15 protein-coding genes and 1 tRNA gene are annotated in these 15,711 nt (G+C 57.4%); 12 read left to right on the forward strand and 4 right to left on the reverse strand.

What is annotated here, in order from left to right:
* Positions 1–43: 43 nt before the first annotated feature.
* The 12 genes from ACR0C3_RS04075 (at position 44) to ACR0C3_RS04130 (ending at position 12,169) form a co-directional block, all read left to right on the forward strand.
* Positions 44–1,468 carry a cryptochrome/photolyase family protein gene (locus ACR0C3_RS04075; RefSeq protein WP_480757268.1) on the forward strand — a complete coding sequence of 475 codons (1,425 nt, stop codon included), beginning with the start codon at positions 44–46 and terminating at the stop codon, positions 1,466–1,468.
* A 69-nt stretch (positions 1,469–1,537) separates the two neighbouring features.
* Positions 1,538–2,746, forward strand: a complete 1,209-nt coding sequence (locus ACR0C3_RS04080; RefSeq protein ID WP_480757269.1) for a class I SAM-dependent methyltransferase — start codon at positions 1,538–1,540, stop codon at positions 2,744–2,746.
* 16 nt (positions 2,747–2,762) lie between these two features.
* Positions 2,763–3,203, forward strand: a complete 441-nt coding sequence (locus ACR0C3_RS04085; protein ID WP_170469704.1) for a TrgA family protein — start codon at positions 2,763–2,765, stop codon at positions 3,201–3,203.
* Positions 3,204–3,234: 31 nt separating this feature from the next.
* A complete protein-coding gene (locus ACR0C3_RS04090; RefSeq protein WP_480757270.1) occupies positions 3,235–4,350 on the forward strand; it encodes an NUDIX domain-containing protein in 1,116 nt (371 codons plus the stop codon).
* Positions 4,351–4,418: 68 nt separating this feature from the next.
* On the forward strand, positions 4,419–5,453 hold the full coding sequence (locus ACR0C3_RS04095; RefSeq protein WP_170376768.1) for a cysteine synthase A: 1,035 nt from the start codon (positions 4,419–4,421) through the stop codon (positions 5,451–5,453).
* Positions 5,453–7,867, forward strand: a complete 2,415-nt coding sequence (locus tag ACR0C3_RS04100; RefSeq protein WP_480757272.1) for a DUF3772 domain-containing protein — start codon at positions 5,453–5,455, stop codon at positions 7,865–7,867. Before ACR0C3_RS04095 ends, ACR0C3_RS04100 begins: the two co-directional genes overlap by 1 nt.
* A 108-nt stretch (positions 7,868–7,975) precedes the next feature.
* Positions 7,976–8,065 (forward strand) — tRNA-Ser (locus ACR0C3_RS04105).
* Between the two features lie 137 nt (positions 8,066–8,202).
* The gene (locus ACR0C3_RS04110) at positions 8,203–8,793 is read left to right on the forward strand and encodes a YrbL family protein (protein WP_480539793.1); all 591 of its coding nucleotides are present in this window, start codon (positions 8,203–8,205) and stop codon (positions 8,791–8,793) included.
* 102 nt (positions 8,794–8,895) lie between these two features.
* The gene (locus ACR0C3_RS04115) at positions 8,896–9,759 is read left to right on the forward strand and encodes an urea carboxylase-associated family protein (RefSeq protein ID WP_480757273.1); all 864 of its coding nucleotides are present in this window, start codon (positions 8,896–8,898) and stop codon (positions 9,757–9,759) included.
* 24 nt (positions 9,760–9,783) lie between these two features.
* Positions 9,784–10,620: a glycosyltransferase family 25 protein gene (locus ACR0C3_RS04120; RefSeq protein WP_480757274.1), complete on the forward strand. Its 837-nt coding sequence runs from the start codon at positions 9,784–9,786 to the stop codon at positions 10,618–10,620.
* Between the two features lie 125 nt (positions 10,621–10,745).
* Positions 10,746–11,114, forward strand: a complete 369-nt coding sequence (locus ACR0C3_RS04125) for a group I truncated hemoglobin (RefSeq protein WP_170376778.1) — start codon at positions 10,746–10,748, stop codon at positions 11,112–11,114.
* Positions 11,111–12,169 carry an adenylate/guanylate cyclase domain-containing protein gene (locus ACR0C3_RS04130; RefSeq protein ID WP_170376780.1) on the forward strand — a complete coding sequence of 353 codons (1,059 nt, stop codon included), beginning with the start codon at positions 11,111–11,113 and terminating at the stop codon, positions 12,167–12,169. Before ACR0C3_RS04125 ends, ACR0C3_RS04130 begins: the two co-directional genes overlap by 4 nt.
* 3 nt (positions 12,170–12,172) lie before the next feature.
* Here ACR0C3_RS04130 and ACR0C3_RS04135 read toward each other — a convergent pair whose 3' ends face one another.
* From ACR0C3_RS04135 to metA, 4 genes are all read right to left on the reverse strand, one after another.
* Positions 12,173–12,790, reverse strand: a complete 618-nt coding sequence (locus tag ACR0C3_RS04135; RefSeq protein ID WP_170376782.1) for a TetR/AcrR family transcriptional regulator — start codon at positions 12,788–12,790, stop codon at positions 12,173–12,175.
* Positions 12,791–12,901: 111 nt separating this feature from the next.
* Positions 12,902–13,771, reverse strand: coding sequence for a polyphosphate kinase 2 (gene ppk2, locus ACR0C3_RS04140; RefSeq protein ID WP_170690078.1), 870 nt, complete (start codon positions 13,769–13,771; stop codon positions 12,902–12,904).
* 49 nt (positions 13,772–13,820) lie between these two features.
* Positions 13,821–14,774 (reverse strand): alpha/beta fold hydrolase, encoded by a 954-nt coding sequence (locus ACR0C3_RS04145; protein WP_480757318.1) that lies wholly within the window; start codon positions 14,772–14,774, stop codon positions 13,821–13,823.
* Entirely contained in the window at positions 14,764–15,681 is a 918-nt protein-coding gene (gene metA, locus ACR0C3_RS04150) for a homoserine O-acetyltransferase MetA (protein WP_480757275.1), read from the reverse strand. The genes ACR0C3_RS04145 and metA overlap by 11 nt, the downstream gene beginning before the upstream one ends.
* Positions 15,682–15,711 lie beyond the last annotated feature (30 nt).

Below are 15,711 nucleotides of genomic sequence, written 5' to 3' on the forward strand. Positions count from 1 at the left end.
TTTTCGATATGCTCCGTAGTGAAAAGAAAACGGCGGGGCGAATATGGAAGACGGGCAACCTCCGATCATCTTGTGGTTCAGGCGTGACCTGCGGCTAAGCGATCATCCGGCTCTTGCGGCGGCTGCTGCGACTGGTCGCCCTGTGGTGCCGGTGTTCCTGTGTGATGATCTGGTGCAAACCCTCGGCGCGGCCCCGAAATGGCGGCTTGGGCTGGGGCTTGAGGTCTTTGGACGCGCGCTGAACGACATTGGCAGCCGTCTGATCCTGCGACAGGGCGATGCCTTGGAACAGTTGCAGCGGCTGATCTCTGAAACCGGCGCGACGGATGTGTACTGGTCGCGCGCTTACGATCCGGCCTCAATTGCGCGGGATACGAAGATCAAATCAGCGCTGAAGGAGCAGGGGATCGGGGCAAAATCCTTTGCCGGTCATCTTCTGTTCGAACCCTGGACGGTTGCTACCAAAGCCGGTCAGCCGTTTCGCGTCTTCACCCCGATGTGGCGCGTTGTGCAGGGGCGTGAGGTCCCTCCGCCCGAGGCAGCCCCGACCCGGTTGACCGCCCCCGCGCACTGGCCTGCCTCTGACGATCTGGCGACATGGCACCTTGGTGCGGCGATGAACCGAGGGGCTACGGTCGTCAGACCCTACGTGCAACCGGGTGATCAAGCGGCGCTTGATCATCTGGGGGGGTTCCTGAACCGGGTCGCAGACTACGGCGCTGACCGTGACAGGCTGGATCTGGAAGGGACCTCGAACCTGTCCGAATACCTCTCATTGGGTGAAATCGGCCCGCGTACCGCCTGGCATCGCGTGCAACGCGCGGCTTTCGAAGGGACCCAAGGCTCGGGCTCATTTCTACGACAGCTTGTCTGGCGCGAGTTCGCCTATCATCTGATGTACCACACGCCTCAACTGGTGTCGGGCAACTGGAAGCCCGAATGGGACGGTTTTCCGTGGAACGAGGCCCGAGATGCGCCCGAGGTGCAGGCTTGGCTGCAAGCCAGAACCGGCATCCCGGTTGTGGATGCGGGTCTGCGGCAGATGTATGTGACCGGGCGGATGCACAACCGCGCCCGGATGATTGTGGCAAGTTACCTGACCAAGCATCTGATGACCCATTGGAAAATCGGGATGAAGTGGTTCGAGGATTGCCTGATCGACTGGGACCCGGCCTGCAATGCGATGGGCTGGCAATGGGTCGCGGGGTCCGGACCGGATGCGTCTCCGTTCTTCCGCATTTTCAATCCCGTTACACAGCAGGAAAAATTCGACCCCAAGGGTGCCTACTTAAAACAGTGGATTGCCGAGGGCACGCCAAACCCGTCTGAGACGGCCTTGTCCTACTTTGAAGCCACACCCCGTTCCTGGGGTCTGAACCCCAAGGCAGATTACCCGCCACCGGTGGTCGATCTGCCAACGGGGCGCGCCCGCGCGCTGGCCGCGTATGAACGCCGAAAAAACCAGTAAGGAACTGAAAACTTGCCACAAACACAATTGCGTCCTAGCCTGCATCAACCACCGCAGAGGGGAGAGCGGATGATATTGACGACGACCGAAGGTCAAAAAGGTCTGCCCAGATATTTCGCGCAGGTTTTCAAAATGCTGAGCAAAATGGAAGCCGGGCGTTTGGACATCACTTTGTCCGACGGACGGACCTTCCGTGTTGAGGGCTCAAAGCCAGGCCCGGTTGCCGAGGTCGAAATTCACGATCCAGACGTGTTTGCCCGCCTGATCCGGGAAGGTGAGCTTGGCTTTTCTGACGCGTATCTGGAAGGCCATTGGAGCACGCCTGATTTGCGCGCCTTCATGGATTTGGTCCATATGGGCAGTGAGACGGCCTATGATGGGTTCACAGGCAAGTTTCTCGTGCAGGCCTATGAGCGTCTGAGGTTTTGGTTGCATCGGAACAATCGCAAACAGGCCAAGAAGAATATCTCGTATCACTACGATTTGGGGAACGATTTTTATGCGCTCTGGCTTGACGATACGATGACTTATTCCAGCGCCATTTTCGAGACAGGGCAGGAGAGCCTCGAGAAGGCGCAGACCGCCAAATACGCCAGCATGGTCGATGAGATGGGCGTCAAACCCGGCGATCACGTACTTGAGATCGGCTGTGGCTGGGGCGGCTTCGCCGAATATGCCGCGAAAGAGCGTGGCCTGCGCGTAACGGGCCTGACCATCAGCCAAGAGCAGTTGAGGTTTGCGCAGCAACGTATTGAAAAGGCTGGTATATCTGATCTGGTTGATCTGAAACTTCAAGACTATCGCGACGAACAAGGGCAATACGACGGCATTGCCTCGATCGAGATGTTTGAGGCCGTGGGTCAGAAATACTGGCCGGTCTATTTCGATACTGTGCGGGATCGGTTGAAACCGGGGGCGCAGGCCACGTTGCAGATCATAACCGTGGGCGATCATCGCTGGGATTACTACAAGAACGGCGTTGATTTCATTCAGAAATACATCTTTCCGGGGGGAATGCTGCCATCGCCTACGATCTTGCGACAGCAGATTGATCAGGCGGGGCTGAATGTCGTGCGCTCGAAGGAGTTCGGCAAGAGCTATGACCTAACGCTGCGTCGTTGGTTTGATACGTTCAACGACAAGTGGGACCAGATCTCGGAGATGGGATTTGATGAGCGTTTCCGCCGCATGTGGAATTATTATTTGACGGCCTGCGGCGCAGCCTTTGACACGGGCAATTGCGATGTGACACAGATCACCATAGCAAAGCCTAGTTAACGAACGGAATTCATACATGCCCACCGCCAGTCGCCTTGTCGCCGCCGCTTGTCTTGTGGTGTTGGCGTTCATCGTGTCCAGCATGGTTATAGCAAACGGAGAAGAGGGGAAGGACTACGGGTATTTTACCGTGGTCAACATCGCCTTGGGTTGGATCTGCGGTTGGAAAATCATGGGCAAGCGCGCTGGCCGAGGCTGGACGGCCGGGATTAACAACGGCCTGACTGGCGTGGCTTCACTAGTGTTTTGGGGCCTTTTCGTTCAGGGCACTTATGAAATGTTCCGGCTGGCCATGCGCCACCGCTATGATGGCCCTTTCGAGGCGCTTATTGCAATCTTCAAGATTGGTGTCGAATTCGGTGAGCAGTTGCTCGCGCCAGAAATTCTGATCACCTTGGGTGTTGGGGCCGTTGCCACCGGTTTGCTGACGGAAATAGCAAGCCGTCGCTGGCGCTGAATGTGAACACTTAACGAAAGCCAGTCCTCTCGTGTCCGATTTGTTCTTCTATGGAACCCTGCGGCATGTGCCGCTGTTGGAGGCCGTTCTGGGGCGCTCGTCGTCTGAGCTGTCGCTGACGCCTGCCACCTTGCCAGACCACATCGTTTCTGCGGTTCAGGGGCAGGATTTCCCGATGATCCAACAAGCAGATGGTGAGCAGTCCGCGGGACTGTTTGTGCAAGGCCTGTCGCAATCGGATCTGGATCGACTGGCCTATTATGAGGGAGGGTTCGACTATGATCTGAGGCCGTTGACAGTGACGCTAGAGGATAGAACCCAAGCGCAGGCTCAGGTGTTTTTTCCCGAACCTGCGGCCTGGGTGCCGGATGGGCCTTGGTTTCTGGACGCGTGGGTTGAACGCCTCGGTGACGTCACCGCGCTCGCCGCCGAAGAGGAAATGAGCTATTTCGAGCGGGTTGCGCCTGCGGATATGGCGCGCAGCATGCCAGCGATTCAGACGCGGGCCTGGGCAAAACTCTTCGCGCGGCAGCGGCACACGGGCGATGCGCGCGATGTGTCCAAGGACGTGATCGTGCATCGCCATCACCGCGCATATGTCAACTACTTCGCAATGGAAGAGATCGACCTGCAACACCGTCAATACGATGGAGCCATGGGGCCGACGCTGAACAGAAGCGCGTTGTTGCAAGGCAGCGCGGTAATCGTTCTCCCCTATGATCCCGTGCGAGACACCGTGTTGCTTGTAGAGCAGTTCCGCGCCCCAATCCATCTGATCGATGATCCCGAACCTTGGATGTGGGAGCCAGTTGCAGGCATGATCGACCCTGGCGAAACGCCAGAGCAGGCCGCACATCGTGAAGGGATGGAGGAGGCCGGCATCGCTTTCGATGCTCTGCACAGCGCAGGCGGAGGTTATTCCTCCAGCGGGTCGTCGACCGAGTACGTCTATCTCTATGTCGGGCTTGGCGATTTGACAGATCCTGCAATAATCGCGGGGCTGGCCACCGAAGGTGAGGATATACGCTCTCGTGTTCTACCGTTTGAGACGTTTATCGCCATGGTGGATCGCGGTGAATTCAAGGACTTACCGCTGCTGACTCTGGCCCATTGGCTGGCGCGCCATAGGGACCGCCTGCGTGGTTGACTATCGCGCTTGTGGTTGGCGCATAGCGGCTGTAAATCTGCAGTGTTACGTAATGAAATGAGGGTGCCATGCGCATTGCACGAGATCTTGCCGACGCAGTCGGAAAAACGCCGCTGATCCGGTTGAAGCGCATCAGTGAAGAAACCGGGTGCGAGATCCTCGGCAAGGCTGAATTCATGAACCCCGGCCAGTCGGTCAAGGACCGTGCTGCTCTCTACATCATCCGCGACGCGGTTGCGCGGGGTGAGTTGAAGCCCGGTGGCACCATAGTGGAAGGCACCGCAGGCAATACCGGTATCGGTCTTGCTCTGGTTGGTGCGTCGATGGGATTCAAGACGGTGATCGTGATCCCGGAAACTCAGTCGGAAGAGAAGAAAGACATGCTGCGTCTTGCAGGCGCGCAATTGGTTCAGGTTCCGGCGGCACCGTATCGCAATCCCAACAACTTCGTTCACTACTCGCGCCGTCTGGCCGAGGAACTGGCGCAAACCGAACCCAATGGCGCGATCTGGGCTAACCAGTTCGACAATGTTGCCAACCGTCAGGCCCATGTGGAAACCACTGGCCCCGAAATCTGGGAACAAACCGGCGGCAAGGTAGATGGTTTTGTCTGCGCGGTCGGCTCGGGCGGAACACTGGCGGGAGTGGCCGATGCGCTGCAGCCCAAGGGCGTGAAGATTGGCCTGGTCGATCCGATGGGTGCGGGGCTGTATTCCTATTACACAACCGGCGAAATCGCGATGGAGGGCGGCTCGATCGCAGAAGGTATCGGACAGGTGCGGATCACCAAGAACCTCGAAGGGTTCAAGCCGGACTACACCTATCAGGCGACCGACAATGAGGCCCTGCCTTACATTTTTGATCTGCTGCGCGAAGAAGGTCTGGTCATGGGCGGTTCGACCGCGATCAACATGGCTGGTGCGGTGCGTTTGGCCAAAGACCTTGGGCCGGGGCATACGATTGTGACCATACTGTGTGACTATGGCACACGCTATCAGTCCAAACTGTTCAATCCCGAGTTCCTGCGCGAAAAAGAACTGCCGGTACCGGATTGGATGACAGACGCCCCGCGCAAGATACCGGGCGTGTTCGAGGACGTCTGATGCTGAGACAGGTCCGCCTGTTTCTGGCTCTCGCCGCGCTGATCTTTGTCGGATTGGCGGGGGCGGCCTCGGCCCAACTGACCGACCGGCAAAGCGAGTTCTACAAAGGCTGGCTCAGCACTGCGGACCGTGCCGAAAGCGTTGTTGAAGCCGACAGGGCGTCGGACGCCGCGATGGAGCAGTTGCGAACCGAGATCGACGGCTATCGCAATACGTTCAATACGGCCCGCAACGCAAATGCCGACCGCATCCAGACATTGGAAAGCCAGGTAAATGCGTTGGGTCCCAAGCCTGAAGAAGGCGTCACGGAGCCGGAGGATATCGCGCAGCTTCGCGAGCATCTGGACGAACAGCTCAACGCCTTGCGGGTGCCACGGATTATCTCCGAGGAGGCCTTTAGCCGTGCCAACGGTCTTATCAGTGAAATTGACCGTATTCTGCGAGAACGTCAGAGAAAGCAGTTTCTGGAACGTGGTCCATCGCCGCTGAACCTGTCGACATGGCCCGCCGCGTGGTCCGATATCCGCGAGGCTCTGTTCGGACTGTTCAACGAGACGACGGCCAGTCTGACATCTGACGTCACTAAAGAACGCGTTCAGAATCAGGCCCCCGCGATACTGGCCTTGGTGGCGCTAGCCGTCATCTTACTGGTTTACGGACGCCGTTGGTCTGAACGAGGAGGCGATTATCTGCGTCGTTTCGGTGGGCGCGGAACCGGTGCGTGGACCTTTGTGATTTCCCTTCTACGCATCATACTTCCCTGGATTGGCGTGGTGGCTCTGACAGCTGCGATTGACCTGACCGGAGTGCTCGGTCTTCGCGGCACGCTTTTACTGCAGCAGGTGCCGTATTGGGCGGCGATCGTGCTTGTCTTCGACTGGGTCGGACGGCAGGTCTACTTAATGGCCGCGGCACAGAATTTCCGAAGATTCTCGGCGGGGCAAATCACCGAGATTCGTATCTACGTCGATATTCTGGCAGTGATGCTGATCCTGCATGACTTGATCGGCCTGTTCGAGAGGATCGAGAACATAGCGGAGTCCACCCGCGCTGTTGTGGTCTTTCCGGTCATTGTCGTCACCTCGCTTCTTTTGCTGCGTATTCGTCAGATCCGACGGTCAGATCCAGCAACCGAGGGCGGCGAGGTCCAACGCGCCAGCGGGTTTTCACAGGTTGTCGAGGTTGTCCGGCGCATCGTGCTCCTGCTTGGTGTCAGCGCGCCTGTTCTGGCCTTGTTGGGCTACACCAACGCGGCCGAAGCGATTGTGTTTCCTGCAGTCAATACGCTGATCTTGATCGCCATTCTTGTGATCGTGCAGCGCTTTATCAGCTCGCTATACGGATGGTTTACGGGGCAGGGGGATAACGCCCGCGATTCTCTGTTCGCGGTTCTGGTGGGTTTCTTCCTGGCCTTGATTTCGATCCCTATCCTGGCCCTTTTCTGGGGCGCGCGCGAAGCGGATCTTAGCGAGATTTGGTCGCAGATCCTTCAAGGGTTCAGTTTGGGCGGGGTTACGATCTCTCCATCCAACTTCCTGACTTTTGTTGCCGTGTTTGCCATAGGATATGGCCTGACACGACTGCTACAGGGGGGCTTGCGTAATTCGCTGCTGCCCAAGACGAGCATTGATCCGGGTGGGCAAAATGCGATCGTGTCGGGCACCGGGTATGTCGGCATCTTCCTCGCCGCGCTGGTTGCGATCACGGTGGCCGGCTTTGATCTCTCATCGCTGGCGATTGTCGCCGGTGCCCTGTCTGTAGGGATCGGTTTTGGTCTTCAGACCATCGTTTCGAACTTCGTTTCTGGCATCATTCTTCTGGTTGAGCGGCCGATCTCAAAAGGGGATTGGATCGATGTGAACGGGATGATGGGCTATGTCCGCGATATCTCGGTCCGATCCACGCGGATAGAGACGTTTGACCGGACGGATGTCATTGTTCCGAACTCGGATCTGATCAGCGGCGTGGTCACCAACTATACGCGTGGCAACACGATTGGCCGGGTGATCGTGCCTGTGGGCGTGGCCTATGGGACCGACACGCGCAAGGTCGAGACCATTCTGGGCGAGATCGCGAATTCTCATCCTATGGTGTTGGCGAACCCAGCCCCCAGCGTGGTGTTTCAGGGGTTCGGCGCGGATTCGCTGGACTTTGAAATCCGGGGTATTCTGCGGGACGTGAATTGGGTTCTGTCGGTCAAATCCGACATGAACCACGAAATCAATCGCCGGTTCGTGGAAGAAGGGATCGAGATTCCATTCGCACAACGCGACGTTTGGCTTCGCAACCCCGAAGCCCTGCGCACTGAATCACAAGACCCAACCTCGCCAGCCCCGGAGCAACGAGCACCCAGCACCGAACCCGCAGCCATGACCGAGGGAGATCTGGACGGCGACGGAGGGGAGGAAGTCTGACCATTGCTCGCGTTGGGAATGGTCCGCAAACTAATGTGCAAACGGGTGTGAATTCACGGAATTGGGGCCTTGCAAATCCTTTTGCATTGCGTCACATATCGCGCTCACGGAGAGGTGGCCGAGTGGTCGAAGGCGCACGCCTGGAAAGTGTGTAGGCGGGAAACCGTCTCCAGGGTTCGAATCCCTGTCTCTCCGCCACAATCCCCCTGACCAGTTTATGCCGCACCTAGATTTGAGCGTTCTGTGAGCCGAGATATGGCTGCATTGTATCAGTTCCGTGACAGCCATATAGTGCCGGTCGACGCGAATTTTCTGCACAGGACAGACGGACGAACATGATTGACCTGACGGGGCGGGTGCCTCTGCGTACAAGCCAGAATTATGAGATTTTCCAGCATCCCGAAATGGATGGCGCCCTGTTGAAAGTCCGCGTGGATGAGCCGAAGCGAAACCACCTCATACCGCGTTATGCGGAATGGCGTTACGGCAATTTGCGACAGTGGAACCGCGAAGCGAACGAATACCTTGCCGCACTGCACCGTGGCTGCCCCGAGATTGAGCGTCTGGCGAAGTTCATGGGCTATGCGCCAACCTCGCGGGGGCCTGCAATCGTGGTGGAAAAGATGACCGGCCCGGATGGGGCTCTCGCCCCGTCCCTGCATGCCGAGATGATGGCTGCAAATGGTGACCCGGAAGTGGCTGAGAAGCTGCGGGCCGACTTGATGGAGTTGCTAGACGATCTGGAGCGAGGACGCATCATCGTCGGTGATATGGGGATCGGAAACATTGTGCGCGCGCAGGAGCGTGGTGGCAAACTTGTCGTCATTGACGGGTTGGGCGAGAGGGTCCTGTTGCCTCTGACACTGTTCAGCGATTGGGCGTTTCGCAAATCCATGGCGCGGCGGCGGGCGCGCATGGCGGGCTAGTTGCGGTAGAATGGACCGATTTGAGCATTGGCCGCTGTCCTGTATTTGCTTTATGTCTGGCGATGTTAAGTGCAAGACAGCCTAAATTGGCGGAGGTGCTAAGTGAAACTCTCAACCCCAAATTTCCCGGCCCCAACTGATGCCGAGGACCGCAAGGCCATCCGCCCAGTAATCTGCTATCCGCCAGAGACTCTGCCCAGTCCTGATTTGGATCGGTTGACCCGCTTGCGGGGCACGTCCGTGAAATCTGCCGAGGTCACCGCCGCGCCGCGCGATGCCGCTTGCATCGACGTGCCAGCCGGTGCTTTTTTCCGCATCACATCCGTCGAAGGCGCGCAGGTCGGCGATCTAAACCTGTGGAACAAACACGATCTGACCGAACGGTTCTATTCTGGTAAAACCCGCGCCCTGCACGGTACGCATCTTTCGACGGGAGACCGCATGTGGTCGAGTTTCCCAAATATGCGGCCGATGGCGACGATCACCGCCGATACGTTGGACTGGTACGGCTTTGACGCCTTTGGGGGCTCCGTTCATGACGTGATCGGCACCCGCTGCGACCCGTATACCGGACGGTTGTTGTCGGGGGATGATTACCACTATTGCTGTCATTCGAACCTGACCCGGGCCTTAGCGCAGCATTGCGATCTGTCTCTGCACGAGGCGGAGACCCATGTGCATGACGTTCTGAACGTCTTCATGTGTACCGGGTTCACGCGTGATACCGGCCAGTATTTCATGAAGGCCAGCCCGGTGTGCCCGGGTGACTACCTTGAATTCCACGCCGAGATCGACCTGATTGTCGGCCTCTCAGCCTGTCCGGGTGGGGACTGTTCCTCTGAGCATTCCTCGGACACTGCCGCATGTTATCCGTTGCTGATCGAGGTCTTTGATCCTGGTGAGACCGTGCGGCAGTCGCATGTTCAGCCTAGTGTCTCAGCTTATGACCGGTCGCATGGCAAATAAAGGGCAGCGAAAGGACAGCGCGTGATGCAAGCGGATGAGCAGCTTAGTACGGCCGTATTCTACATAAACCTTGACCGCGTTCCCGAACGCCGCGCGTTCATGGAGGCGCAGTTCGCAAGAGCTGGCGTGAGCGACCCGATCCGTTTCAGCGCAGTTGATGCACGTCAGGCGGATGCTCTGGAGGGGAATGGGTATGTGCCTGGTGTCGGCTCTCGCTGGGGTTTGAAGCAAAGCGAGATCGCCTGCTTTGAAAGCCATCGCGCGGTCTGGAGGCAAGTGGTTGATCAAAACCTAAAGGCCGCTGCGATTTTCGAGGATGATGTCGAGATGGCGTCCCGACTTGGGCAGGTGATCGACAGCCTTATCGAGAACGCGGACAGGTTCGATTTCGCAAAGATGGACTACTCGCCGCGCAGCCTGCGCTTTGGGGCCGAGACGGAGATAGGCGGCGCCACAGTTCGTCCTCTGCTGGAAATGGCCCCAAGTGCTGCCGCCTATATCTTATCGCAGGAGGGGTGTCGCAAACTGCTGGCCTGGTCTCAGCAGTACTCGGACCATCTCGATGATTTCGTATCGATCCCTCGGCCAGATTGGCGGATGTATCAGGTGTTCCCGGCTGTGGGTGTGCAGATGATCTGGTCGAAGCAGCAGCAAGATCTCGAACAGGTCAAGACGAGCGAGCGGGAAGGTGATCAATCCACCAATACCGGCTTGGACAAAGGCCCGTTCTGGTTCCGGGCTCGGCGCGAGCTATTCGCGGCAAAACGCAAGCTTGGTTGGCGCTTTGGAGGGCAAAAAAAATTGCTCGACCAGGGTGGGTTTGTTGGGTTCACTCCAACTGATACAGACCTTCGGGTCTGACGCCTGTTTCGAGCAACCTAGTGGCAAACCGAGGCTGAAGAACTCAAGTTTTCAAAAGCATTAACAAAAATACCAATTTGATATAAGGTTGTGGCGTTATTTCTAGTTATTGACTGGGTGTTGGGGTGTCACAAACGCTTTACGAGAAATACGGCGGCTTCAAAACCATCAGCCGTGTGGTGATGAGTTTTTACGAAATAGCGCTAGAGTCCGACGAAATCGGGCATTTCTTCGAAGATATCGACATGCCGCGCCTGATTGACCATCAGACCAAGTTCGTCTCTTCCCTGGTCGGTGGTCCTGCTGCGTTCAGCGACGATAGGATCGAGGCTGTGCATCGCCACCTTGGCATTTCTCATGACCATTTTGATGTCATGGCGGAGCTATTCGGCGAAGCGCTCGAGATGCATGGCATGTCCGAGCGCGATATCAAAACGGCCCTTGGCGCGATTGAAGGCAAACGCTCGATCATCGTCAGCCGTGACGCGGCATGAGCATCCTTGCCATCAATGAACAGCTCCTACGTGCCATCGGCGTTGGGGTTGCAGTTGTACGGGCCTCGGATCTGAAATTTGTCTTTCACAACAGTCCTTTCGCCGAATGGTTTGGCAAGCCCGAGAAAAAGCAATCTTTGTTGGATATCCTGCCGGATCTCGACATCAAAGAGCTGGAGGACGTCAAGCAATCCGGCCTCCGGTATTCGGTCGAGCTTCAGATCAAACCCAAGCGCCGGACGCTGATCTTTGCGGTCACTGTCTCACTGGCCAGTGGGTTGTCGGAACAGGTGTTGATCGTGGAATGCCAGAACATCACGCGCATTCGCGAGCTCGAGAGCATGATCGACAGCTACTCGACCATGGTCGAGCGTAATACGCGTGAACTAGAGCGCGAGAAGGAGCGGGTTGAACGTCTCTTGCTGAACGTGATGCCGCGCGCGGTGTATGAAGAGTTCAAGACCTTTGGCGTCGTGACCCCTCAGCTGTTCGATCAAGTCTCGGTGGTGATGTTGGATTTTGTCGGGTTCACGGATTTTGCCGCCAAAACCGATCCGACGGTCACGTTGAGCGAGTTGAATGATATCTTCACGGCCTTCGACCGGATTGTCGAGCAATACGGTTGCGAGCGGATCAAAACGATTGGGGACGCCTATCTGGCCGTCTCTGGCATGCCGGATGCGACGCCCGACCATGCCACGGCTGTCGCCCATTGCGCGGTGCGCTTCTTGCGGTATTTGGAACGTCGAAACGAAAGCCATCCGCATAAATGGAAGGCCCGGATCGGTCTAGGTATGGGGCCTGCTGTCGGGTCGGTCGTGGGCATTCAGAAATATGTCTATGACGTGTTTGGCCCAGCCGTGAACATCGCAGCGCGCCTGCAGGTCTTTGCAAACCCGATGAATATCGTCGCGCCAGAGGAGATGAAATACGCGTTGATCGACGAGTTTCAGGTCTCGGATCTGGGGCGGGTCGAGATCAAGGGGATGGGGGAGATGGATCTGATCAACGTCTCGTCAGGCCTCAGCGCCAATCAGGGAAGCCGATTGTTCTGAGGATCAGTCGTCCTGCGGCACCAGACCCAGCCCACGCAGGTAAATCCCAATCCCGCTTTCCAGAAGGTCCTCGGGCGAAAAGGGCGAGGTCGATCCGGTTGCGTTGCGCGCATAGAGTTCGACCACACCGTGACTCATCGCCCAGATATGGGCCGAGAACATGGACGCGGGAGGCCGCTTTTCCGGTGGGATATGTTGAGAGAGGTCCGCAGCTGCCTTCTCTAGAACCGTCTTCGCCCGGTTTGACGCCAAAGACAGTTCGGGCGTGCGGTTCGGGGAAATCCCACTTTCGAACATGGCGATGTAGTGGCCGGGATGCTTGCGGGCAAAGGCCAGATAGGCGCGCCCGGTGGCCTCAAACGCGGCCAGAGCGGATGGCTGGCCCTCGTCATAGGCATATTGCATCAGGTCGGCGAACATCTCGAACCCTTGCCGGGCGGCTTCGGCAATCAGGTCCTCACGCCCGTGATAGTGCCGGTAGACGGCAGCAGGAGTAACCCCTGCGGTCTTGGCGGCCTCGGACAGGGTGAAACCAGTGGGGCCTTTCTCTTCGATCAACGACAGCGCGGCCTCGATCAGGGCCTGCTTCAGGTTTCCATGGTGATACCCGCGCTTCGTCATTCCGGCCTCAGGTTATTGGTTTTTCACGTGTTCGGGTGCCAAGAGATAGTCCAATTTTAGCCCAGGGTCCAACGCCCAAGCGATCAATTATTGCCCAGTCCTTTATTTACGTCAGGACTCCCAGACATCCGGCCCACCACAGATTTTCGGGTCATTCTCGCCGATGGCATTTTCATCCTTCTCATCATAATCCAAAGCCAGCAGCACCGTCCGGATCGCTGCGATGCGCGCGCGTTTCTTGTCGTCTGAACGCACGATCGTCCATGGGCAGTTTTCCGAATGTGATCGGGTCAGAGTTTCAGAGATCGACTGAGTATATTCATCCCATTTTTCCAAACCGGCGATATCAATCGGGCTGAGTTTCCACTGTTTGAGAGGGTCCGTTTCACGCGCCAGAAAGCGGTTCAGCTGTTCAGCACGGCCGACGTTCAGCCAGAATTTGAACAGGCTGATCCCGTCGTTCACGAACCCGGTTTCGAGCGGCAAGACCTGACGGAAGAACCGTTCGCGCTCCTCCTGATTGCAGAACCCAAAGACGTTTTCAACGACACCTCGGTTGTACCAGCTGCGGTCGAAAAAAACGATCTCACCGGCCGAGGGCAGGTGCTGGATATAGCGTTGGAAATACCATTGGCTGCGCTCAGAGTCTGAGGGTTTACTGAGCGCGACATTCCGTGCTCCGCGTGGGTTCAAATTCTCACGGAACCGCTTGATGGTGCCACCTTTTCCCGCCGCATCTCTGCCTTCAAAGATGATCGCGACCCGTTGGCCGGTTTCCTTGACCCAGGATTGCATTTTGACCAGTTCGATTTGCAGCGCCTCGATCTGCTGCTCGTAGTCTTTGGTCTTCATTTTTTCAGCGTAAGGATAGCTTGGATTCAGGATGTCGCCCTTGTTAGCCTTTTCGATCATTTTGCGCACATCGCCGGGCGCTTTCTTGCGGTAATATTTCTCGATTGCACCTTTTTCTGACCGGGCCATGAGCTACCTCGCGATAAAATCCATATCTTACTATGGATTAGGTGCTGGCCTAACGCAAACCCGCCCTCTGTGCGGCGCGGTCGATGGCGGCGGCAACTTCATCGGCGGCAACGACCTGAGGCATATGGCCGATGCCCGGCAGCTCGATCAGCTCTGCACCGGGGATTTGTTCGATCAAGCGGGTCGAGTGCCAATCCAGCTTAACCGTCGTGTCTGCCGTGCCGTGAATGATCTCGGTGGGCACAGAGATTTCACCGTATCGGGGCTGCAGACGCTCAACCTCTTCCAGCAGCCGGACCCGTTGTTTTGCGTTGGCATGCATCGAGGCGCGGCGCATCGTCAGGGCGGGGCCGAAATGCTCGGCATAGCCTTCGGGCGCAGTTTGCGGGGCAAACACTTTGTCGAGGGCCGTTTCGACATAAGACTCCGGCACGTAGGAGGTGATCAGGGGCAGGGCAAGCGCATTGCCAAGGTCCGTCGCGGCCAGCCGGTTGAAATTGTCTAGCGGTGTCTCCCACGGGATCGCGGCCGGGGCGATCAGCACAAGGGCCGAGAGGTTTTTGGGACGGGTCACCGCCCAGGCCAGCGCCACCGACCCTCCAAGGCTTTGCCCGGCGACGATGGGTTTCTCTGCGCCAAGTTTGGCGGCTGCACGCTGGAGAATATCCGCCTGTTCCTGAATGGTCTCACCTTTGGGATTGAAACTGTCGGAATAGCCAAGGCCGGGACGGTCAAACACGATCACGCGGTAGTTTTCGGCCAAAATAGGGGCCAAGGCGAAGGTCATGTCGCGGGTATTGCCGCTGGAGCCATGAATCAAGACCACGTCAGGGCCATCCCCCATGACAACCGCGTGCACGGCAATTCCTTCTACGTCGAGTATCTGGCCTTCGGGCGGAAACGCCTGCGCGGCGCGGGCCTCGCTCTGGGCAGCGCGCCACAGGGTAAACGCTGCAAAGCCGATCAGGCCCAGCGTCAGAAGTATCCAGATTTTAACGGCCAATTTCACTCATATCGAATGGTGTGGACTGATATATTTCATTGATCCAGTTACCATAGAGCAGATGCGCATGGCTGCGCCACCGGTTCTGCGGCGCCTGCGTCGGATCATCATCCGGATAGTAGTTCATCGGCACGTTGATCGGTGTGCCATTGGCGATGTCCCGATCATATTCCTGCTTCAACGTATCGCTGTCATATTCGAAATGGTTGAAGATATAGAGCGCACGATGCGCCGGGTCCTCGACAAGGCAAGGACCTGCTTCATCGCTGCCAAGCAAGGTGACGAGGCCGTTCGCGGCGTCGATCTCGGCCTGTTTCATCTCGGTCCAGCGGCTGACGGGAATAACGCAATCATCCGAAAAGCCCCGCAAAAACGGCGAGGACGGGAGGAGGTTCCGATGCCGGAAACAGCCAAAGGCCTTGGCGTCCAGCATGTGTTTTTTCACACCGTGGAAATGGTTGATCATCGCCATACCGCCCCAACAGACCCCGAATGTGGAATGAACATTTGTCTGGGTCCACTCAAACACCTCTCGGAGTTCTTCCCAATAGGTGACCTCATCGAACTCCAGATGCTCGATCGGCGCACCGGTAATTATCAGGCCGTCGAACTTCTGATCCTTCACGTCCTTGAACGGCCGATAGAACTCGGCCATATGCGCGGCGGCGGTGTTCTTGGTCCGATGCTCGGTCATGCGGATCAGCGACAGGTCAATCTGCAGCGGAGTGGCCCCGATCAACCGCGCGAACTGGTTCTCGGTCTGGATCTTCTTGGGCATCAGATTCAGCAGCCCGATCCGCAGAGGGCGAATATCCTGCCGCATTGCCTGATCCGCCGCCATGACCATGACGCCTTCCTGGGTCAGGACGTCAAAGGCGGGCAGTTCGGATGGGATTTTGATCGGCATCGGGTCAGACTTTTGAATAGGTTAGGAGGA

The sequence above is a fragment of the Ruegeria sp. CK3 genome, from assembly GCF_056536565.1.